This window comes from Cognatundibacterium crateris, from assembly GCF_010078235.1.
GTDB classification, from domain to species: domain Bacteria; phylum Pseudomonadota; class Gammaproteobacteria; order Burkholderiales; family Burkholderiaceae_D; genus Undibacterium; species Undibacterium crateris.
Map to the genome: position 1 here is coordinate 1 of NZ_JAABOS010000007.1, position 21,442 is coordinate 21,442.

19 protein-coding genes are annotated in these 21,442 nt (G+C 50.3%); 5 read left to right on the forward strand and 14 right to left on the reverse strand.

Annotation, left to right across the window (positions count from 1 at the left end; translation table 11 throughout):
- Positions 1–13 precede the first annotated feature (13 nt).
- The 13 genes from EYB48_RS13235 to EYB48_RS13295 all read right to left on the reverse strand — a co-directional run bounded on the left by EYB48_RS13235 (position 14) and on the right by EYB48_RS13295 (position 13,966).
- Positions 14–430 (reverse strand): hypothetical protein, encoded by a 417-nt coding sequence (locus EYB48_RS13235; RefSeq protein WP_162020846.1) that lies wholly within the window; start codon positions 428–430, stop codon positions 14–16.
- 8 nt (positions 431–438) lie between these two features.
- Complete coding sequence (gene zapE, locus EYB48_RS13240; RefSeq protein WP_162021074.1) at positions 439–1,536, reverse strand: cell division protein ZapE; 1,098 nt, start codon at positions 1,534–1,536, stop codon at positions 439–441.
- Between the two features lie 127 nt (positions 1,537–1,663).
- Positions 1,664–3,091 (reverse strand): dihydrolipoyl dehydrogenase, encoded by a 1,428-nt coding sequence (gene lpdA / locus EYB48_RS13245; protein ID WP_162020847.1) that lies wholly within the window; start codon positions 3,089–3,091, stop codon positions 1,664–1,666.
- Between the two features lie 49 nt (positions 3,092–3,140).
- On the reverse strand, positions 3,141–3,494 hold the full coding sequence (locus EYB48_RS13250; protein WP_162020848.1) for a PspC domain-containing protein: 354 nt from the start codon (positions 3,492–3,494) through the stop codon (positions 3,141–3,143).
- A 10-nt stretch (positions 3,495–3,504) separates the two neighbouring features.
- The gene (gene odhB / locus EYB48_RS13255) at positions 3,505–4,752 is read right to left on the reverse strand and encodes a 2-oxoglutarate dehydrogenase complex dihydrolipoyllysine-residue succinyltransferase (protein WP_162020849.1); all 1,248 of its coding nucleotides are present in this window, start codon (positions 4,750–4,752) and stop codon (positions 3,505–3,507) included.
- Positions 4,753–4,813: 61 nt separating this feature from the next.
- Positions 4,814–7,669 carry a 2-oxoglutarate dehydrogenase E1 component gene (locus tag EYB48_RS13260; RefSeq protein ID WP_162020850.1) on the reverse strand — a complete coding sequence of 952 codons (2,856 nt, stop codon included), beginning with the start codon at positions 7,667–7,669 and terminating at the stop codon, positions 4,814–4,816.
- 287 nt (positions 7,670–7,956) lie between these two features.
- Complete coding sequence (gene gltA / locus EYB48_RS13265; protein WP_162020851.1) at positions 7,957–9,261, reverse strand: citrate synthase; 1,305 nt, start codon at positions 9,259–9,261, stop codon at positions 7,957–7,959.
- A gap of 63 nt (positions 9,262–9,324) precedes the next feature.
- Complete coding sequence (locus tag EYB48_RS13270) at positions 9,325–9,606, reverse strand: FAD assembly factor SdhE (protein ID WP_162020852.1); 282 nt, start codon at positions 9,604–9,606, stop codon at positions 9,325–9,327.
- A gap of 109 nt (positions 9,607–9,715) precedes the next feature.
- The gene (locus EYB48_RS13275; protein ID WP_162020853.1) at positions 9,716–10,426 is read right to left on the reverse strand and encodes a succinate dehydrogenase iron-sulfur subunit; all 711 of its coding nucleotides are present in this window, start codon (positions 10,424–10,426) and stop codon (positions 9,716–9,718) included.
- A gap of 12 nt (positions 10,427–10,438) precedes the next feature.
- Positions 10,439–12,214 carry a succinate dehydrogenase flavoprotein subunit gene (gene sdhA, locus EYB48_RS13280; protein WP_162020854.1) on the reverse strand — a complete coding sequence of 592 codons (1,776 nt, stop codon included), beginning with the start codon at positions 12,212–12,214 and terminating at the stop codon, positions 10,439–10,441.
- Positions 12,215–12,216: 2 nt separating this feature from the next.
- Positions 12,217–12,585, reverse strand: a complete 369-nt coding sequence (sdhD, locus tag EYB48_RS13285) for a succinate dehydrogenase, hydrophobic membrane anchor protein (RefSeq protein ID WP_162020855.1) — start codon at positions 12,583–12,585, stop codon at positions 12,217–12,219.
- 2 nt (positions 12,586–12,587) lie between these two features.
- Positions 12,588–12,995, reverse strand: a complete 408-nt coding sequence (sdhC, locus tag EYB48_RS13290; RefSeq protein ID WP_408058296.1) for a succinate dehydrogenase, cytochrome b556 subunit — start codon at positions 12,993–12,995, stop codon at positions 12,588–12,590.
- Between the two features lie 167 nt (positions 12,996–13,162).
- Positions 13,163–13,966 (reverse strand): GntR family transcriptional regulator, encoded by an 804-nt coding sequence (locus EYB48_RS13295; RefSeq protein ID WP_408058302.1) that lies wholly within the window; start codon positions 13,964–13,966, stop codon positions 13,163–13,165.
- A 325-nt stretch (positions 13,967–14,291) separates the two neighbouring features.
- Between EYB48_RS13295 and EYB48_RS13300 the strand changes: the two genes are divergently transcribed.
- The 5 genes from EYB48_RS13300 (at position 14,292) to EYB48_RS13320 (ending at position 20,218) form a co-directional block, all read left to right on the forward strand.
- A complete protein-coding gene (locus EYB48_RS13300) occupies positions 14,292–15,281 on the forward strand; it encodes a malate dehydrogenase (RefSeq protein WP_162020858.1) in 990 nt (329 codons plus the stop codon).
- Positions 15,282–15,343: 62 nt separating this feature from the next.
- Positions 15,344–16,333, forward strand: coding sequence for an HpcH/HpaI aldolase/citrate lyase family protein (locus EYB48_RS13305; RefSeq protein WP_162020859.1), 990 nt, complete (start codon positions 15,344–15,346; stop codon positions 16,331–16,333).
- Positions 16,330–16,833 (forward strand): hypothetical protein, encoded by a 504-nt coding sequence (locus EYB48_RS13310; protein ID WP_202927788.1) that lies wholly within the window; start codon positions 16,330–16,332, stop codon positions 16,831–16,833. The genes EYB48_RS13305 and EYB48_RS13310 overlap by 4 nt, the downstream gene beginning before the upstream one ends.
- A 118-nt stretch (positions 16,834–16,951) precedes the next feature.
- Positions 16,952–19,687 (forward strand): aconitate hydratase AcnA, encoded by a 2,736-nt coding sequence (gene acnA, locus EYB48_RS13315; RefSeq protein WP_162020860.1) that lies wholly within the window; start codon positions 16,952–16,954, stop codon positions 19,685–19,687.
- Between the two features lie 321 nt (positions 19,688–20,008).
- Positions 20,009–20,218, forward strand: coding sequence for a hypothetical protein (locus EYB48_RS13320; protein WP_162020861.1), 210 nt, complete (start codon positions 20,009–20,011; stop codon positions 20,216–20,218).
- A 4-nt stretch (positions 20,219–20,222) separates the two neighbouring features.
- Here the strand turns inward: EYB48_RS13320 and EYB48_RS13325 are convergent, their stop codons facing one another.
- On the reverse strand, positions 20,223–21,395 hold the full coding sequence (locus EYB48_RS13325) for a cystathionine beta-lyase (RefSeq protein WP_162020862.1): 1,173 nt from the start codon (positions 21,393–21,395) through the stop codon (positions 20,223–20,225).
- Positions 21,396–21,442: the final 47 nt, after the last annotated feature.

Consider the following 21,442-nt stretch of genomic DNA (forward strand, 5'->3'; position numbering starts at 1 on the left):
AAAACTTCCTAAATTACTTTTCCTTGATTTGCTCTTTGGCTAAGCGCTCATCTGCAGCCAATACACGCAACTGACGCTGCAAGGCCTTCGCCTCCTGACTGACACGACGAATTATCGGCAAATAGTCCCTGCGTTGATTCTTGGCCTGCCTGAGGCAATCATTAACAAAAAATCGCTGACGACAATCACGCTCTGCATTCGTATACCAGGCCTGCAATTCCTGCTCCAAACGCTGAGTCTCATCCAACGCGACAACTGCGACATCATTAGTGGTAATTGAGCTAGCCGGGAAGTGCACATTCAACGCGCTGACTTTTTCAGCAACCGATTTCAATTCATCGCTGACTGCAGCAGCGCAATGAAGCGAAGTCAAACCGGTGATAAGCAATATCGCTAGGGATGCACGATTAAGATAGACAGAAATGCTCACATTCTTCCCTAAATAATAGAATTAACGACCTGGCGCTGATCCGCATCCATATACTCCTGCGATTGCATTTCTATGATGCGCGATACAGTACGATGGAATTCATTGGATAGCACCCCTTGCGTATACAGCAGCTCAGGTGCTACTTCCGCGGAAATGATCAACTTCACCTTGTTATCATAGAACACATCTATCAGCCAGGTGAAACGCCGCGCTTCAGAGGACATAGCAGCAGACATGCAGGGCACTGAGGATAAAATCACAGTATGAAAACGACTCGCTATTTCAAGGTAATCATTCTGAGAGCGCGGGCCGCCGCATAAGACCTGGAAATCAAACCAGATAATACTGCCGGCGCGACGCAGACATTTTAAAACACGCCCTTCGACTTCTATTTTTGCATCCTCTTCACTCGCATCCGACAGCCGGGAGAATGCTGCGCGCAAACTGGCATCGGTCTCAGCACCAAGCGGCGTCAGATAAGCCTGCACCTGCTCCAGCGCACGCTTACGGTAATCATTGCCAGAATCGACATTCAGGACATCAAGCTTTTCTTTCAACAGTGCGATGGTCGGCAACATTCTATCTCTATGCAAACCATCCGGATAAAGGGTGTCCGGTTGATAGTTGGACGTCATGACGAAGGACACACCATTATCAAATAAGGCCTTGAGCAAGTTGTACAACAACATGGCATCTGCCACATCTGACACATGGAATTCATCAAAGCAAATTAAACGGTATTTTTTGGCGACACGTTTCGCCACCTCATCCAAGGGATCTGCGACACCTTTCAACTCGTCCAGCTGGCGATGCACGCCGCGCATGAATTCATGAAAGTGCAAGCGGGTTTTGCGAACCACCGGCACCACAGAAAAAAAACTGTCCATCAAAAAGGATTTACCGCGCCCTACACCGCCCCACATATAAACGCCACGAGGCACTTCGGGTCGCGTCAAGAGTCGGGTGAATTTATTGGAGCGTTTCGCTTTATAGCCCACCCAGTCATCATATGCGACCTGCAGCCGCGCAACTGCATTGCGCTGAGCATCATCGGATTGAAAGCCACGCTCATCCAATGCCTTCTGATAAAACTCTTGTACATTCATAGTTAACAATTCGAGCAAGCCACCTCTCACGAAGGCAGCGAAAACAAAAAATCCCGCCATACTGCTCATTTCCACAAGCACAGCGGGATATAGAGATAACAGGCAAACCGCTTAGTTTGCCGAATTATCAGAAGTTCAGGGAACGCTTATCAACTGCCAATGCTGCTTCCTTCGTTGCCTCAGACAAGGAAGGATGTGCATGGCAAATACGTGCGATATCTTCGGAAGAAGCGCGGAACTCCATCGCCACCACGGCTTCAGAAATCAATTCAGATGCCATAGGGCCAACGATATGTACACCCAGGATTTCATCCGTGCTCGCATCGGCCAGGAATTTCACCATACCAGAAGTATCACCCAAGGCACGTGCACGACCATTTGCCATGAACGGGAAAGTGCCAGCCTTGTAAGCAACGCCATCTGCTTTCAACTGCTGCTCGGTACGACCAACCCATGCGATCTCAGGCGAAGTGTAAATAACCCAAGGGATAGTGTTGAAATTGACGTGACCATGCTGACCGGCGATACGCTCAGCCACTGCAACACCCTCTTCTTCTGCTTTATGTGCCAGCATAGGACCGCGCACCACGTCACCAACCGCCCAAACGTTAGGCAGATTAGTTTTGCAGTCGCCATCAACAGCAACGAAGCCACGCTCATCCAGCGCCAATCCGACTGCTTCCGCATTCAGGCCATTGGTATTTGGTGTACGGCCGATGGAAATGATCAGCTTATCGAATACCGCTTTGTGCTCAACACCTTTGTCATCGGTATAGGCGACCGATACATCCTTGCCGGAATTGGCGATCTCACCAATTTTAACGCCAAGATTAATCGACAGGCCTTGCTTAACGAACAGCTTATGCGCTTCTTTAGCGATCTGTTCATCCACAGCACCAAGGAAAGTTGGCAGCGCTTCCAGAACGGTAACGTCTGCACCCAGGCGGCGCCATACACTACCCATTTCCAGACCAATCACACCGGCACCGATCACACCCAGCTTTTTAGGCACTTCTGTGATATTCAGTGCACCTTCATTGGACAACACGATCTGTTCGTCAAATGGTGTACCTGGCAATGCGCGTGCATTCGAACCGGTTGCGACGATGATGTGCTTACCTGTGATGGTTTCTTCTGTTTTGCCAGCTACCTTGATTTCATAGCCAGCCGCGTCCGCTTTGACGAAAGAACCCAGGCCGTGGAAGAAGCTGACTTTATTTTTCTTGAACAGATAAATAATACCGTCATTGTTTTGCTTCACGATCGTGTTTTTACGACCCAGCATTTTGGCGACGTCAATATTCAACTCACCAACCTGAATACCATGATCAGCAAACGCATGGCCGGCATGCTCAAAATGCTCGGAGGATTGCAACAAAGCTTTCGATGGGATGCAGCCGACGTTAGTACAGGTACCACCTGGTGCAGGGCCGCCCTTTTCATTGGTCCAGGCATCGATACAAGCCGTGGAAAAGCCCAGCTGAGCAGCACGGATAGCCGCAATGTAGCCACCAGGGCCACCGCCAATAACGACAACGTCAAATTGTTTACTCATGAAAATTCCTGACAATACAAAAATTAAATAATACTCAGCACAAGGATCGCTACTCTTCCGGAATGAATATCCAGGCTAGCAGATAAGCGAGCAATCCCGCACCGAAATAGCAAGAAAAAAACACAAAGAGCAAGCGCCAGATCCAGGAATCCAGTCCGGTCATACGAGCCAGCCCGCCACAAATTCCGGCAAACCAGGCATCAGTCTTAGAACGTCTGAATTGATTCAGCTGCTGCAGCGAAGTATCTGCACCAAGACCAGTTTGCTGCCCCGCAGATTGCGAAAAAGCTTCTGCCTCCGAGGAAGACAGAAGCTTTGCTTTAGCAAGAGCGAACTCTGCATCAGTCAGTGCGCCCGACTGATGCAGATGATGCAAACGCTGGATTTCTTCAGCGATGCTCACAGTGCTTAGCTTACAGATCCAACAGCAAACGGGCAGGATCTTCCAGCGCTTCTTTCATCGCTACCAGACCCAGAACCGCTTCACGACCGTCGATGATACGGTGATCGTAAGACATCGCCAGATAGTTCATTGGACGCACAACGATCTGGCCGTTTTCAACAACAGCACGATCTTTCGTTGCATGCACACCCAGAATCGCAGATTGTGGCGGGTTAATGATAGGTGTCGACAGCATAGAGCCGAAAGTACCACCGTTAGAGATAGAGAATGTACCGCCAGACAGATCGTCCAGAGTCAGCTTGCCATCTTTAGCCTTGGCACCGAATTCACCGATTTTCTTTTCGATTTCAGCAATGCTCATTTGATCCGCGTTACGCAGGATAGGCACCACCAGACCACGTGGAGAACCAACCGCGATACCGATATCGAAGTAACCGTGGTAAACGATGTCGTTACCATCTACCGATGCGTTCAGGATAGGGTATTTTTTCAATGCAGCGACTGCAGCTTTAACAAAGAAAGACATAAAGCCCAGCTTCACGCCGTGTTCTTTTTCAAACTTATCTTTGTACTTATTGCGCAATTCCATGACTGGCGCCATGTTGACTTCATTAAATGTCGTCAGAATCGCATTGGTCGATTGAGACTGCACCAGACGCTCAGCGATACGTGCACGCAGACGGCTCATAGGAACGCGTTCTTCAGGACGGTCACCCAGGTTGGCAACAGCAGGCGCAGCCACTTGTTGCAGAGCTGGCTTAGCAGCAACCGGCGCGGCCAAAGGAGCAACCACAGGTGCCGCTTTACCGGCAACCGCTGCCAGTGCATCACCCTTAGTCACGCGACCATCTTTACCGGAACCATCAACCTGGCCAGCAGACAAGCCGTTTTCTGCCAAAATCTTTGCTGCCGCAGGCATCGCTACGCCAGCTGCGGATTTGGAGTCAGCAGGCGCTGCAGCTGCAGCAACCACGACCGGAGCAGCAGACACTTCCAATGGGCTGACTTTTGCAGATGCATCAGTATCCAGAATCGCGATCACTTCGCCAGCAACAACGGTACTGCCGTCGCCTTTGATGATTTGTGTGATGACACCGGAATCAGGTGCTGGCAATTCCAGCACAACTTTATCGGTTTCCACATCCACCAGATTTTCATCGCGAGTCACTGCTTCGCCAATTTTTTTATGCCACGTCAGCAAGGTTGCTTCTGCGACGGACTCAGATAACTGAGGAACTTTTACTTCGATAATTGCCATTTTTTACTCTCCGTTACGGGTAGCCAAACGCTGCACCAGCTTCTGGTGCAGCGCCGCGTCATTATTTAGTCAGGACAAAGCCCTTCAGTTTGGAAAATGCTGTTTCCAGCAATGCTTTTTGTTGTGCGTAGTGCTTGTCGTAGTATCCAACTGCAGGAGATGCACTGGCTGGGCGACCTGCGTAAGCCAGTTTTTGGCCTTCTTCAAGACTTTCAAAAATATTGTGCTGAATCTGGAACCAAGGGCCCTGATTCTGCGGCTCATCCTGAGTCCAGACCAATTCTGTCATATTCGGGAACTTCTTCAGCTCAGCAACGAAGCTCTTATGCGGGAACGGATACAGCTGCTCAACGCGGATAATCGCTGTATCTGTCTGACCACGTTCTTTGCGGGAGTTAACCAGATCGTAGTACACCTTACCGGAGCAAGCGATCACGCGTTTAACTTTCTTCGCATCGATTTTCTCGTCAACTTCACCGATAACGGTCTGGAAGCTGCCTTTTGCCAGATCATTCAAAGGCGAACCTGCATCTTTGTTACGCAACAAAGACTTAGGTGTCATGATCACCAGTGGCTTACGGAACTGGCGGATCATCTGACGGCGCAACAGATGGAAAATCTGCGCTGCAGTCGTAGGCTGTACAACTTGCATATTGTTGTCAGCACACAGTTGCAGGAAACGCTCAGGACGTGCGGAAGAATGCTCAGGACCCTGGCCTTCATAACCATGCGGCAGCATCATGACCAGACCGGAAGCACGACCCCACTTCACTTCACCGGCACTGATAAACTGATCGATCACGACCTGCGCACCATTGACGAAGTCACCGAACTGCGCTTCCCAGATAGTCAGCGTATTTGGCTCTGCGGTCGAGTAACCGTATTCGAAACCCAGAACAGCTTCTTCGGACAACACGGAGTCGATCACAGTAAATGGCGCTTGTTTGTCAGAGACGTTTTGCAGTGGGATGTAAGTACCGGAATCCCAACGTTCGCGGTTCTGATCATGCAATACCGCGTGACGATGCACGAAAGTACCGCGACCAGCATCCTGACCCGTGATACGGATAGGATAGCCAGATGCAACCAGCGATGCGAAAGCCAGATGCTCGCCCATACCCCAGTCCAGATTAACTTCACCACGGCCCATCGCAGCACGGTCACCCAGCACTTTTTCAACCAGGCTATGTGGCTTAAATCCTTCTGGCACAACAGTAATACGCTCAGCCAGACGCTTCAGTTCTGTCGCTGGAATCGCTGTATCAGCTGCATCAGTCCATTTGCGATTCAGGAAAGGAATCCAGTCAACTGCGTATTTATTTTTGAAGTTGGAAATCACCGGATCGTGCGTATGCTTACCAGCATCCATCGCATCACGGAAGGCTTTCACCATTTGATCGCCACCATCCGCAGGAATCGTACCCTGCGCAGCCAACTTGTCTGCATACATCTTACGAGTACCAGGATGCTGACCGATTTTCTTATACATCAAAGGCTGTGTCAGTGCAGGCGTATCCTGTTCGTTATGACCCAGTTTACGATAGCAGATGATGTCAACAACAACGTCTTTCTTGAATTCTGTACGATAGTCCATCGCGATCTGCGTCGCCAAAACAACCGCTTCAGGATCATCCGCATTCACGTGCAATACCGGCGCTTCAATCATTTTCACGACGTCGGAGCAGTAAGTAGTGGAGCGCGCATCACGCGGATCGGAAGTAGTAAAGCCGATCTGGTTATTGATCACGATATGCACAGTACCACCGGTACCGTAACCACGGGTTTGCGCCAGATTCAGGGTTTCCATCACAACGCCCTGACCTGCAAACGCTGCATCACCGTGCACCAGGATAGGCAAGACTTGCGCACCGTCTTTGTCGCCACGACGATCCATACGTGCTTTAACCGAACCTTCAACCACAGGATTCACGATTTCCAGATGGGATGGGTTAAATGCCAGTGACAAATGCACCGGACCGCCTGGAGTCGATACATCAGAAGAGAAGCCTTGATGATATTTCACGTCGCCAGCTGGCAGATCGTCACCATGTTTGCCTTCAAATTCAGCAAACAAATCTTGTGGCATCTTGCCCAGGGTATTCACCAGGACATTCAAACGGCCACGGTGCGCCATACCGATAACGATTTCCTGCACACCACGCTCACCAGCGCGTTGAATAGTTTCGTCCATCGCAGCGATAAAGCTTTCGCCACCTTCGAGCGAGAAGCGTTTCTGACCAACATAGCGGGTATGCAGGTAGCGCTCCAGACCCTCGGCTGCAGTCAGGCGATCGAGAATATGTTTTTTCTTTTCTGGTGTAAACGATGGCGTGGAACGGATAGATTCCAGCTTTTGTTGCAACCAGCGTTTTTCAGTTGGATCAGAGATGTACATGAACTCCGCACCAATAGAGCGGCAGTAAGTATCTCTCAGAGAGTTAATCAGATCACGCAAGGATGCAGTTTCAGATCCGAAATAGGTATTACTGATATTGAACTGGATATCCATGTCCGCATCAGTGAAACCATAGAAGCTAGGCTCCAGCTCAGGAATACTTGGGCGCTCCTGACGTTGCAGCGGATCGAGGTTGGCCCAACGGCTACCCAGGAAGCGATATGCAGCGATCAGCTGTTGTGCAGCGACGCGCTTACGACCCATTTCCGCGTCTGCGGAAGCATTAACGGTACGGATAGGACCTTGTTTTGCACGCTCAGCAAAAGAGGCAACCACAGGTGCGTGGGCCACGTCAGGCTTGGAGGAACCATCAACCGCTGGTACGTGCTGCATCGCGTCGAAATAGGCGCGCCAGTTTTCAGGAACAGAACCAGGATTATTCAGATAGGCTTCGTACAGTTCTTCTACATACGGCGCATTACCGCCGAACAAGTACGAGTTAGCGTTATATTGTTGCATCATCTTGCTCACCTTTCTTCGCGTTTCGCGAGATTAGCGGGTTAATCTAACCTTCCGCGACACGGCCTGACCGGTTAGCGGATTGCACATCAAGTTGTGGGGAAGGGCTTGTTTCAAACAGTTCTCGCTACGAAGTCAAAACACATATTGGGAACAACATACTTTTTGATTTTGAAACGAAAAAACATCTAAAATTTACATTCGAGCCGAAGCATAGCATATTTACCGGAGAAAAAAAAAGCGAGTCATTCAGACTCGCTTTTTTATTTTCCGGCATGGATAAATAAAGATTAACGTTTATCCATTGCAGGCACGTCGCGGCGCGGGGAGCCCACGAACAATTGACGTGGACGACCGATTTTTTGCTCAGGATCAGAGATCATTTCTTTCCACTGAGAGATCCAGCCCACTGTACGCGCCAATGCGAAGATGCCTGTAAACAGTGCAGTTGGAATACCGAGTGCGCGCTGAACAATACCAGAGTAGAAGTCAACGTTAGGATACAGCTTGCGGGAAACGAAGTACTCGTCTTCCAGAGCGATACGTTCCAGCTCCATCGCCAGTTTGAACAGCGGATCATCCTGCAGACCCAGCTCATTCAATACTTCGTAGCAGGTTTCACGCATCAGTTTTGCACGTGGATCATAGTTTTTGTAGACGCGGTGACCGAAGCCCATCAGCTTCACACCAGAGTTTTTGTCTTTCACCTGAGCGATAAATTCAGGGATATTGTCTACGCTGCCGATTTCTTCCAGCATGCTCAGTGCCGCTTCATTCGCGCCGCCATGAGCAGGACCCCACAAACAGGCGATACCTGCTGCGATACACGCAAACGGATTTGCGCCGGAAGAGCCAGCCAGACGAACTGTCGAAGTGGATGCATTTTGCTCGTGATCTGCATGCAAAATCAGGATACGGTCCAAAGCACGTACCAATACTTCATTGACTTTGTACTCTTCGCATGGCGTAGAGAACATCATATGCATGAAGTTTGCGCTATAGGACAGGTCGTTACGTGGATATACGAAAGGCTGACCGATAGAATATTTATACGCCATCGCAACCAGGGTAGGCATTTTCGCGATCAGACGGATAGCTGATACTTCACGATGACGTTCGTCATTGATGTCCAGAGAATCGTGATAGAACGAAGCCAGCGCACCAACTGTACCCACCAGCACAGACATAGGATGCGCGTCGCGGCGGAAGCCACGGAAGAAGAATTGCATCTGTTCGTGCACCATGGTGTGGCGCGTCACTGTAGAAACGAAATTTGCTTTTTCAGCAGCGTTCGGCAACTCACCATTCAACAACAAGTAGCAAGTCTCGAGGAAGTCACCGCCATTTACTGCGAGTTGTTCAATTGGGTAGCCACGATACAGCAACTCACCTTTGTCGCCATCGATGTAAGTAATCGAAGAATTACATGCAGCAGTAGACATGAAGCCTGGGTCATAAGTGAACATGCCTGTAGAGCCGTACAACTTACGGATGTCGATTACATCAGGACCGATCGATCCTTTGTAAATCGGCATTTCCAGCGATGGGGAACCATCGGAAAATGAGAGGGTTGCTTTTGTTTCGGAATTAGTCATGGCTCTTCCTTCAGATAAGAGGTGAGTCGTTAATCAAAAAAACACAAAAAAAATCATATCCCGTCAGGCGCTGCGCAGCCGGGCCAGCAAAGCGTGCACATGCGGCAGATCCACTTCCGCCTCAGGCTCTTTCTTTGCCATAATCAAATCCATCAGCACATTGTCGGACAATTCCATGAGGCGACTGAAGGCATCCACCTCTTCATCGCTCAGATTTGTTTCATGCGCATCCAGAAAACGCGTCAATATCAAATCATTCTCTAACAAACCCCGGCGCGCGCGCCAACGCAGTCGCGCACGTTTTACCGGATCATCCTGATGGGAACCACCTGCCAGCTCAGACATAGTTACTTTCTTTTTTGATGCTTTCTATTTCATGCAGCTCTACACAAAGCTGCATGAAATAGAAGCGGGAAACCACCCGCCTCTATTTACATTAGCGCTTAATTGAAACTTAGACGGCGCGACGAACCATCAGTTCTTTAATCTTACCGATAGCACGGGTAGGATTCAGACCTTTAGGGCAGACATCCACGCAATTCATAATGGTATGGCAGCGGAACAGACGATACGGATCTTCCAGATTATCCAGACGCTCACCAGTTGCCTGATCGCGGGAATCTGCAATGAAACGATATGCCTGCAACAAGCCGGCAGGACCGACGAACTTGTCCGGATTCCACCAGAATGAAGGACAGGAAGTCGAGCAGCATGCGCACAGAATACATTCATACAAGCCATCCAGCTCTTCACGTTCAGCCGGAGTTTGCAGACGCTCTTTTTCCGGAGGAATGGACTCATTGATCAGGTAAGGCTTGATCGAATGGTATTGCTTGAAGAACTGCGTCATATCAACGATCAGATCACGGATCACCGGCAAGCCCGGCAATGGGCGCAACACGATAGGCTCGGTCAGCTCATTCAGGTTAGTAGTACATGCCAGGCCGTTTTTGCCATTGATATTCATCGCGTCGGAACCGCAAACACCTTCGCGGCAAGAACGGCGTAAGGCCAGAGAATCATCTACGTCTGCCTTAATGCGTTGCAACGCATCAAGCAACATCTTGTCTGTGTCTTGCAGAGTCACAGTCAGATCCTGCATGTAAGGCTTTGCATCCTTATCCGGATCGTAGCGATAGATTTTAAATTTCAGTGTACGTGCCATATCAATTTCTCTTTAGAAGGTACGAGCTTTTGGCTTGAAGGTCTCAACAGTCAATGGCTTGGTATTGACTGGCTTGTAGTCGAGGCGATTGCCTTCGGTGTACCACAAGGTATGCTTCATCCAGTTTTCATCATCACGTTTTTCGTAATCACGGTGAGCATGCGCTCCGCGCGATTCTTTACGGGCAACCGCAGAAGTGATGGTCGCTTTCGCGGTTTCGATCAGATTATCCAGCTCCAGTGCTTCTACACGTGCTGTGTTGAATACTTTGGATTTATCTTTGAAAGAAACGTGCTTGCAGCGCTCGTTAATTTCCATAATTTTCTGATAGCCAGTCTGCAGCAGCTCGTCAGTACGGAACACACCGCAGTACTGCTGCATGGTGCTGCGAATCGCATTTGCCACGTCCTGCACGCGCTCAGAACCAGTTGAGGATTCCAGCTTAGCCAGACGGGACATTGCCTTATCAGCTGCATCGGCCGGCAAAGGTTTAAACTCTTTTGCCTTCAGGCTTTGTGCCACGATGTGGTTACCTGCCGCACGACCAAATACCACCAGATCCAGCAGAGAGTTGGTACCCAGACGGTTCGCACCATGCACAGAAACGCAGGCACATTCACCGATCGCATACATACCATTAACGATCTGGTTGGAGCCATTACGGAAATCCACCACCTGACCGTGAATATTGGTAGGAATACCGCCCATCTGGTAGTGAATGGTTGGCACCACAGGAATCGGCTCTTTAGTCGCATCCACGTTAGCGAACTTGTGACCAATTTCCAGAATCGATGGCAGACGTTTCTTGATAGTGTCCGCACCGATGTGACGCAGATCCAGCAATACGTGATCTTTATTTGGACCACAACCGCGACCTTCTTTGATTTCCTGATCCATAGAGCGGGAAACGAAATCACGTGGCGCCAGATCTTTCAATGTAGGCGCATAACGCTCCATGAAACGCTCACCCTGACTATTGATCAGGATACCGCCCTCACCGCGCACACCTTCGGTAATCAACACACCCGCGCCGGAAACACCGGTTGGGTGGAATTGCCAGAATTCCATATCCTGCAAAGGCAAGCCTGCACGTGCAGCCATACCCATACCGTCGCCGGTATTGATGAAGGCATTGGTAGAAGCAGCAAAAATACGACCAGCACCACCCGTTGCGAACAGCGTGGTTTTCGCCTGCAGCATCATGACTTCGCCGGTTTCCATTTCCAGCGCAACCACACCCAGCACATCACCATCCTGATCACGGATGATGTCGATCGCCATCCACTCTACGAAGAAATGGGTACGGGCACGTACATTACGCTGATACAGAGTGTGCAACAGAGCATGACCAGTACGGTCAGCTGCCGCGCAAGCACGCTGCACAGGCTTCTCACCCATATTGGCAGTATGACCGCCGAATGGACGCTGATAAATGGTGCCATCCGCATTGCGGTCAAAAGGCATACCGAAATGCTCTAATTCATAGACCACTTTCGGTGCTTCACGACACATGAATTCGATCGCATCCTGGTCACCCAGATAGTCGCCACCTTTGACGGTGTCGAACATGTGCCAGTACCAGTTATCCTCAGACATATTACCGAGCGAGGCACCGATACCACCCTGCGCTGCCACGGTGTGGGAACGGGTAGGAAATACTTTAGACAGTACCGCGACATTCAGACCAGCCTCAGCCAATTGCAGCGAGGCACGCATACCTGAACCACCGGCACCGACGATTACCGCATCAAAACGACGGGTAGGAATTGTGGATTTAATTGCAGCCACGTTTATACTCTCCACAAAATCTGTGCTGCATAACCAGCACAAGCAACCAGCCACAAGATGGTGGCAACCTGAAATACCAGACGAACGAATACGTTACTGGTTACATAATCCATCCACACATCACGCAGGCCCACCCAGGCGTGATACAGCAGGCAAACGATGACAGCAAAAGTCGCCAGTTTGAACCATTGGTGAGCGAAAATACCCGCCCAGCCTTCGTAACTAAAATTACTGCCTGTCAGGAACAGAACCAGCAACAGCACGGTGTACAGCGCCATGACGATTGCCGTTACACGCTGCGCCAGCCAGTCACGCAGACCGTAATGTGCGCCGACAACGAGGCGTTTAGGGCCAATGTTGTTATTTGCCATTTTTAGAATACTCCAAACAATTTCAAGCCAATCAGCGCAGCCAGAGTCAGGCTGATCGCCAGCACACTTGCCGCAGATTTACGCGCAGTATGCTTATCGAGACCATAGTGTAAGTCCATGAACAAGTGACGGACGCCAGCGCAGAAATGGTGCAGATAGGCCCAGACCAGCGCCAATATCACCAACTTAACAAACCAACCGGAGGTCAGACTGCGGATTGCGTAAAACCCATACTCAGACGCCAGACTCTTATCGAGCAGACAGAGAATAAATGGCAGCAGAAAGAACATCAGCATGCCACTGATACGATGCAGAATAGAAACGACGCCAGCGAGTGGCAATCGGTACCCTGTCGCATCAACCAGGCGCATCACTCCGTGACGTCGCCCACTTTTCACTACTTCAGACATAAATAATCTCCCCATTAACTAGTCTGTTACACAAATCTTCTTATTTTCGCCGATTTGGTGCATTGCACCAAGAAAAACTTGAGTTGCACGAAAACATCATTATCTTAAACCTTTTCACGAGATCCCGCCGGAAGCGGCGCAAAACCGGCATAAGCTTATATGCAAAATCAACTTAACTCATTGCGGTAGTGATGATGCTGAGTCAGATAAAGCCCACGCCTCAGCTCAACCGGCTTATCACCATAGGTATAGGAAACCCGCTCTACATTCAATAAAGGAGCCCCAAGCGGCAACTGCAGCAACTCAGCCACTGCTGCATCTGCACAAACGGCACGGATCTGTTCCGAGGCGCGTATCATGTGCGTACCAAATTCCGTTTCAAACAAGCCATACATTGGCCCTTTGTACTCATTCAGGCGCTCCGCAGTCAGTCCCTTGAAAATAGAACCGGGCAACCACAAATCATCCAGAATAGTAGGCACACCGGAAAAGGACTGAACACGACGGATAAACACCACCGAGTCACCGGATTTAATTTCCAGCAAACGCGCCACCTCAGCTGGCGCACGCAAGCGCTTCACTTCAATGATTTTATTTTCAGGATAATGTGGCACACCCTCATCAGGAGCCAGACGCAAAAACCGGAACTGAGCACGTGCTTCGTGATGGGTCGCCACAAAGGTACCCTTACCCTGTCGCCGCACTACCAGGTTCTCCGCCGACAGTTCATCAATCGCCTTACGCACCGTACCCTGACTGACTTTAAAGCGCGCAGCCAACTCAATTTCACTCGGTATCAACTCACCCGGCTTCCACTCACCCGACTGCAGGCTTTGCGTAATCAAGGCCTTAATCTGCTGATACAGCGGACTGAAAGTAGGTGAATTACCGGCCATCGACGCAGCAACGCCCGAGCCTGGGCTCGCTGCATTGGCGGTATAACTATTGGCATTTGGCGTAGTCGAAGTCATAGTCCGCAATTTCACCACAAAAGCACCCACTTCGTCCAGAGCAAACTGATAAGTGATATGTCTTATATAAGACATAAGATAGTGATTGACACAGCAGACCACAACACCTAAACTCCCGTACGATTAATCAGGCAGGGGCGCAGGAAGTCTTACCCTACCGAGCAATATAGCGCGAAGACGTGCAATGTAAAGGCTGGAGTCGATGATTCATATCAATTTCGGCTGACTGTTAGCAATTTCGGCAGTATCATTGCGCATTTGCACCAGCCGCACGCTAGCAGCGGCAAAGTTGAACATCGTTTTTTTACCACTTCGGAGAAGCATCATGGCGAAATCCCCAATGCGCGTAGCGGTTACCGGCGCTGCCGGCCAAATCGGCTATTCCCTTTTGTTCCGTATTGCCAATGGCGATATGCTGGGCAAAGACCAGCCTGTCATCCTGCAATTGCTTGAAATCCCAGACGAAAAAGCGCAAAAAGCGCTCAAAGGCGTCATGATGGAAATCGACGATTGCGCATTCCCACTGCTGGCTGGCATGACTGCACACAGCGACCCGATGACAGCATTCAAAGATGCTGACGTCGCTTTGCTGGTTGGTGCTCGCCCACGTGGCCCAGGCATGGAACGTAAAGACCTGCTGGAAGCCAATGCACAGATCTTCACTGTACAAGGTAAAGCACTCGATGCAGTCGCATCGCGCAATGTAAAAGTACTGGTAGTCGGCAATCCTGCGAACACCAATGCTTACATCGCAATGAAATCCGCTCCTAGCCTGCCAGCGAAAAACTTCACTGCAATGCTGCGCCTGGATCATAACCGCGCACTGTCTCAGATCGCTGCAAAAACAGGTAAAGCTGTTGCTGACATCGAAAAACTGTGCGTTTGGGGCAATCACTCTCCAACGATGTATGCAGACTACCGTTTCGCAACTATCGGTGGCGAATCTGTCAAAGACATGATCAACGACCACGAATGGAATAAAGACGTATTCCTGCCTACAGTTGGCAAACGTGGCGCAGCCATCATCGAAGCACGCGGCTTGTCTTCCGCAGCTTCCGCAGCAAACGCAGCGATCGATCACGTACGTGACTGGGTTCTGGGCACAAACGGCAAATGGACCACCATGGGCATCCCTTCTGATGGCTCTTACGGCATCCCTGAAGGCACAATGTTTGGCTTCCCAGTGACTACCGTCAATGGTGAATACACCATCGTTCAAGGTCTGGAAATCGACGAATTCTCCCGCGAGCGCATCAACGTCACTCTCAAAGAATTGCAAGAAGAGCGTGACGGTGTAAAACACCTCGTAGGTTAATCGTAATCAGGGCGACTTCAGCAATCGGGAAGTCGCCCAACTCCTTCTGCCCTCACCGACTGATGCATCCATCTCAAGTATTATTTCAAGACCAGCTGACTCCGGTTATGTTACCGGTATGCGATCATTATGCTGGCTCTGAAAAACTGATGCGCAAGTCGATGCAGCTACAGTCAGAACTGGGCCCCTGTTTTGATATTACGTTTGATTGCGAAGATGGTGCTGCCGCCGGCAATGAAGCTGCACACGCCAGTCTGGTCGCACAACTGATCAACAGCGAAAACAACCGGTTTCAGCGTATCGGCGTCCGTGTTCATGATATAGATCATGCTGCCTTCAGCCAGGACTTGCAACTGATCCTGCCAGCAGCCGCGAAAAAACTCGCTTATTTGGTCTTACCAAAAGTCAGCTCAGCACGTCAGCTTGCAGTTGCAATCGCTGAAATCAATGATTATGCCGCACAGTCCGGTCGTACTGAATTACTCCCTGTCCATGTATTAATCGAAACCCATGACGCACTGGCGGATGTGATGGCGATTGCCGCCCTGCCGCAAGTGGAGTGTCTGTCTTTCGGCATCATGGATTTTGTATCGTCGCACTACGGTGCAATACCGGGTGATGCCATGCGCAGCCCGCTGCAGTTCAGCCACCCGCTGATTCTGCGCGCCAAGCTGGAAATTGCCGCTGCCTGCCACCGTTACGGCAAAGTCGCTTCCCACAACGTCTGCACCTCCATTTCTGACCCAACAAGCGCTGCTCAAGATGCTGCACAAGCATACTGCCAGCTGGGCTATACCAGAATGTGGAGCATCCACCCAAGCCAGATTCCGCATATTGTCAATGCGATGTCCCCAACGGACACGGAAACAGAACTGGCTTGCGCCATACTGCTGCAAGCCCGCATCGCATCCTGGGGGCCAATACAATATGCAGGCCGCTTACATGACCGCGCCAGTTATCGTTACTACTGGACGGTATTAAAACGGGCACAACTGAGTGCCAAAGAATTGCCTGCTCAGGCACACGTATTACTTGAAGGAGACTCTCAATGAAAGACTTAATGATTCGCGTAGCAGGATTGATGCTCGCAAGCGGACTTGCATGTGCGCCAATCGCTCACGCGACGACAGCTCCTGCAAAAAGCAAAGCGGCAACAAAACCTGCAAAAGCCGCCAAAGAACCCGTTGCACCGGAAGTTAAAGATGAAGACGATATCGTGCCCGATATTACTACTCATCGCAGCCTGGAATATAAGTGCGAACTGGGTAATAGCCTGACCATGTACACCAACGCTGAAGATCCGGATCACGTTGCCCTGCGTTGGAAAAAACAACTGTACCGCATGAAGCGCATAGAAACTTCTACCGGCGCCAATCGTTTTGAAAACCGTAAAGCCGGCTTTGTCTTTATCGGCATTCCATCCAAAGGCTTGTTACTGGATTCACGCAAGGGCCAGCAACTCGCCAATGAATGCAAAACGACCGACCCGGAACTGGCAGAAACCGCCGCCGCAACACCGGCAGCTGGTGAAGTGCAATCCCAGGTGAAATAAGCAGCACCAATTTTGTTTTAAGCCCTGATCAATGGAAACTTCAACATCAGCATGATTCAGGGCCTTTCTGTAGTTAGCATGTTTTGATCGTTGATATTTGTAAAAATAAGGAACAGCCATGAGCCAAAATGCGTACCAAGATGCATTCAAAACCCTGAAAGATTTTAAGATTTCAGACACGAAGAAAGGCAAGTTCTTCTCTTTGCCTGCACTGGAAAAATCCCTGGGCGTTAAAATCTCCCGTTTGCCAGTTTCTATCCGCGTGGTTCTGGAATCTGTTCTGCGTAACTGCGACGGCAAGAAAGTCACTGAAGAACACGTCAAGCAATTAGCCAACTGGGGTGCGACTGCAGCCCGCGTTGATGAAATTCCTTTCGTTGTTTCACGCGTTGTTCTGCAAGATTTCACCGGTGTTCCTCTGCTGGCAGATCTGGCAGCGATGCGTAATGTCGCAGCAAAGCAAGGTAAAAATCCAAAAAACATCGAACCACTGGTTCCAGTTGATCTGGTCGTTGACCACTCTGTACAGATCGATCATTTCCGCGAAAAGAAAGCGCTGGATCTGAACATGAAACTGGAATTCTCCCGTAACAATGAACGCTATCAGTTCATGAAATGGGGTATGCAGGCATTCGACACTTTCGGCGTGGTTCCTCCAGGCTTCGGTATCGTTCACCAGGTTAACCTGGAATACCTGGCACGCGGCGTACACAAAGTCAAAGACGCGAAGAAAAACGACGTTTACTATCCTGACACACTGGTCGGTACTGACTCCCATACCACCATGATCAATGGTATCGGCGTAGTCGGCTGGGGCGTTGGTGGTATCGAAGCGGAAGCCGGTATGCTGGGTCAGCCAGTCTACTTCCTGACACCAGACGTGGTTGGTGTCAACCTGACCGGCGCACTGCGTGAAGGCGTAACTGCAACCGATCTGGTACTGACTATCACTGAATTGCTGCGTAAAGCAAAAGTCGTTGGTAAGTTTGTTGAATTCTTCGGCGAAGGCACACGCTCCCTGTCCCTGACAGACCGCGCAACCATCGCTAACATGGCACCGGAATACGGCGCGACCATGGGCTTCTTCCCAGTTGACGAAGCAACTATCGATTACTTCAAAGGTACAGGCCGCACTAAGGCTGAAATCGACGCATTCGAAGGCTATTTCAAAGCCCAGAAAATGTTCGGCATCCCGAAAAAAGGCGACATCGACTACACCACAGAACTGTCTCTGGATCTGGCCACAGTTGCACCTTCCCTGGCAGGCCCGAAACGTCCTCAGGACCGTATCGAAATCGGCAATGTGAAATCCACGTTTGCTGATCTGTTCTCTAAACCAGTTGCAGAAAACGGCTTCAACAAAAACGCTGACGATCTGGCCAAAGAATACACCAACGCAGACGGCATCAAAGTTAAAAACGGCGACGTACTGATCGCTGCCATCACTTCCTGCACCAACACGTCCAATCCTAGCGTCTTGCTGGCAGCGGGTCTGGTCGCGAAGAAGGCCGTTGAAGCTGGCTTGAAAGTACCTACTCATATCAAAACATCGCTGGCTCCTGGCTCGCGCGTGGTAACCAAGTACCTGGAAGCAGCTGGCCTGTTGCCATACCTGGAAAAACTGGGCTTCGGCGTAACAGCTTACGGTTGCACCACCTGTATCGGTAACGCGGGTGATCTGACTCCTGCGATGAACGAAGCAATCGTTGCTAACGATATCGTGGCAGCTGCAGTATTGTCCGGCAACCGTAACTTTGAAGCGCGTATTCATCCGAATATCCGTTCCAACTTCCTGGCATCGCCACCACTGGTTGTTGCTTACGCGATCGCCGGCAATGTCACCAAAGATCTGATGACAGAGCCAGTTGGCCGTGTCAAAGGCAAAGATATCTTCCTGGGCGACATCTGGCCAAGCAGCGAAGAAATCAACAAGCTGATGAAATTCGCGATGAACTCCAAAACGTTCAAAGAGAACTATGCGGATGTCAAAGGTGCACCAGGCAAGCTGTGGGAAAACATCAAAGGCGTGGCAGAAGGCGAAGTCTACAACTGGCCAACGTCCACTTACATTGCTGAGCCTCCGTTCTTTGCTGACTTCACAATGGAGCCAAAAGCGGCAGCAAATGGCATTTCCGGCGCGCGCGCTTTGGGCGTATTCGGCGACTCCATCACCACTGACCATATCTCCCCAGCTGGTTCGATCAAAGAATCCAGCCCTGCAGGTAAATGGCTCAAAGAAAATGGCGTCCTGAAAGCGGACTTCAACTCCTACGGTTCCCGTCGTGGTAACCATGAGATCATGATGCGCGGCACCTTCGCTAACGTACGTATCAAAAACCTCATGATACCTGCACGTGAAGATGGCTCCCGTGTCGAAGGCGGCGAAACACTGTTCCAGCCAACTGGCGAACAGATGTCGATCTACGACGCAGCGATGAAATACATCGCTGAAGACACACCAACCATGATCTTCGGTGGCGAAGAATATGGTACTGGCTCTTCCCGTGACTGGGCGGCTAAAGGTACGCAATTGCTGGGCGTGAAAGCAGTTATCGCCAAGTCGTTTGAACGTATCCATCGCTCCAACCTGGTTGGTATGGGTGTATTGCCTCTGCAATTCCTGGGCAGCGACAGCGTTGACTCCCTGGGCATCACTGGCAATGAAACTTTCGATCTGAAAGGCATAGAAAGCGACATCAAACCACAACAGGAAGTCACACTGGTGATCACCCGTGCAAACGGCGACACGCAAGAAGTGAAAGTCCTGCTGCGCATCGATACACCGATCGAAGTGGACTACTACAAACATGGCGGTATCCTGCCATTCGTCCTGCGTCAATTGCTGTCTGCCTGATCGGTCTCATCCGTCAGTTAAAAAACCTCCGCGCTGCGGAGGTTTTTTTTCGCCGCTACCATCAATGCAGCACAAGGCTCTGACTAAGGTGCAACTTAAGTCAGCAATCTAAAGATAAAAACACGCCCATCAACATACTTGCGGACACTAGAATTCAGGGCAACTACGCTGAATCAGGCAAGCAGGTGATCTCCGGTAAACACGCTTTTTCAAGTTGCAAGGAAGCTGTAAGGAACTCAGGATAGTCTGGACTCATGCGCTTGCAACACTAGTCGTTGCAAGATAGAGCAATTAACAAACATCCTGATACCGGAGACTATTATGTGGAAAATTCTTGTTGGTTTTATCGTTTTTGCAGCTGCTGCTTTGTTTATGATTTTCAAAGCTGGCGATAAAGTGGATATGCAAGGCGAAGCAGGAGCCCACAATCCGACCGAAGTCCATTCAGCCTCAGCCAGCGCCAGTGCTGAAACACCTGTCGTAACAGCACCAGCTGCCGCTGCATCCGATGCAACAGCAGCCAGCAAATAATCGCTTACAACTGCGCCAGGGCCTGTTCCACATCAGCGATCAGGTCCTGAGTATCTTCCAGCCCGACATAAAAGCGGACTAAATTCCCCTTCTCTTTCCAACGATCCCGCATCTGTTCTATGCGATATGGAATACACAGGCTATGCGCTCCACCCCAGCTAAAGCCAATACCAAACAGCTTCAGGCTATTGACGAAACGGTCGGTCTGCTCTTCACTGTAACGCGTATCGAACAGCACTGAAAACAAACCTGCCGCCCCCTGGAAATCACGTTTCCATATTTCATGCCCGGGACAGGACGGCAAAGCCGGATGTAATACTTTGCGAATTTCCGGTCGTGCTTGCAAGCAGCTGGCTAACTCACGCGCACTGCGATCATGCGCATCGAAACGTAATTTCATACTGGGTAAATTGCGTAACACCAAATAGACATCATCCATACCGACACCAAAACCCAGCCGCATATGTGTCGTCTGCAGTCTTTGGTACAAAGCATCATCGCGCGTCAACACCGCACCCATCAATACATCGGAGCCACCACTCTGGAATTTGGTCAGGGCCTGCATCACGATGTCGACACCAAGTTCAAACGCAGGAAAAACCAGACCAGCCGACCAGGTATTATCCAGTGCAACCAGCACGCCACGTGCATGCGCAGCAGCGCAAATTGCCGGCACATCAGGCACTTCCATAGACACAGAACCTGGTGCCTCGACCCAGATCAGGCGCGTGTTATCACGTATTAAATCCGAGATTCCGGCACCAATTAGTGGATCGTAGAACCTGGCCATCACGCCGTATTGCTTGTGCATCCAGATTCCAAGGTCGCGATTCGGCCCATACACGTTGCCTGGCATCAGCACATCATCGCCCTGCTTCAAAAAACTGAAATTGACCAGACTGATCGCGGCCAAACCGCTGGGTACCAGGATGCAATGCTTGGCATTTTCAATTTCGGCGAGCTTCGCCTCCAGTGTAAAACTGGTCGGCGTACCATGCAGGCCATAGGTATACGAAGTCTTTTCCTGCCAACTGCGGGCCCGCATCGCTGCTACGTCTTTAAACAACACCGTGGACGCATGGTGTATCCCGCAGGAAAATGCAGAAAATCCCTGTGGTGCCTGGTATTCGCTATGCACCAACCGGGTATGGATTCCCAGATGATCTTGATCACGCATATTAAGCCTCCTGTTTTCATAATTTGCTAGCCGGAGAAATCCGGGCA

Coding starts and splice junctions, on each gene's coding strand:
- EYB48_RS13295 (WP_408058302.1), bottom strand. CDS start 13,966: ATGACTTCGACTACGCCAAATGCCAATAGTTATACCGCCAATGCAGCG.
- acnA (WP_162020860.1), top strand. CDS start 16,952: ATGAGCCAAAATGCGTACCAAGATGCATTCAAAACCCTGAAAGATTTT.
- EYB48_RS13325 (WP_162020862.1), bottom strand. CDS start 21,395: ATGCGTGATCAAGATCATCTGGGAATCCATACCCGGTTGGTGCATAGC.
- lpdA (WP_162020847.1), bottom strand. CDS start 3,091: ATGAGTAAACAATTTGACGTTGTCGTTATTGGCGGTGGCCCTGGTGGC.
- EYB48_RS13300 (WP_162020858.1), top strand. CDS start 14,292: ATGGCGAAATCCCCAATGCGCGTAGCGGTTACCGGCGCTGCCGGCCAA.
- EYB48_RS13305 (WP_162020859.1), top strand. CDS start 15,344: ATGCATCCATCTCAAGTATTATTTCAAGACCAGCTGACTCCGGTTATG.
- EYB48_RS13270 (WP_162020852.1), bottom strand. CDS start 9,606: ATGTCTGAGCTGGCAGGTGGTTCCCATCAGGATGATCCGGTAAAACGT.
- EYB48_RS13260 (WP_162020850.1), bottom strand. CDS start 7,669: ATGATGCAACAATATAACGCTAACTCGTACTTGTTCGGCGGTAATGCG.
- gltA (WP_162020851.1), bottom strand. CDS start 9,261: ATGACTAATTCCGAAACAAAAGCAACCCTCTCATTTTCCGATGGTTCC.
- EYB48_RS13310 (WP_202927788.1), top strand. CDS start 16,330: ATGAAAGACTTAATGATTCGCGTAGCAGGATTGATGCTCGCAAGCGGA.
- sdhC (WP_408058296.1), bottom strand. CDS start 12,995: ATGTCTGAAGTAGTGAAAAGTGGGCGACGTCACGGAGTGATGCGCCTG.
- sdhD (WP_162020855.1), bottom strand. CDS start 12,585: ATGGCAAATAACAACATTGGCCCTAAACGCCTCGTTGTCGGCGCACAT.
- EYB48_RS13275 (WP_162020853.1), bottom strand. CDS start 10,426: ATGGCACGTACACTGAAATTTAAAATCTATCGCTACGATCCGGATAAG.
- EYB48_RS13320 (WP_162020861.1), top strand. CDS start 20,009: ATGTGGAAAATTCTTGTTGGTTTTATCGTTTTTGCAGCTGCTGCTTTG.
- odhB (WP_162020849.1), bottom strand. CDS start 4,752: ATGGCAATTATCGAAGTAAAAGTTCCTCAGTTATCTGAGTCCGTCGCA.
- zapE (WP_162021074.1), bottom strand. CDS start 1,536: ATGAATGTACAAGAGTTTTATCAGAAGGCATTGGATGAGCGTGGCTTT.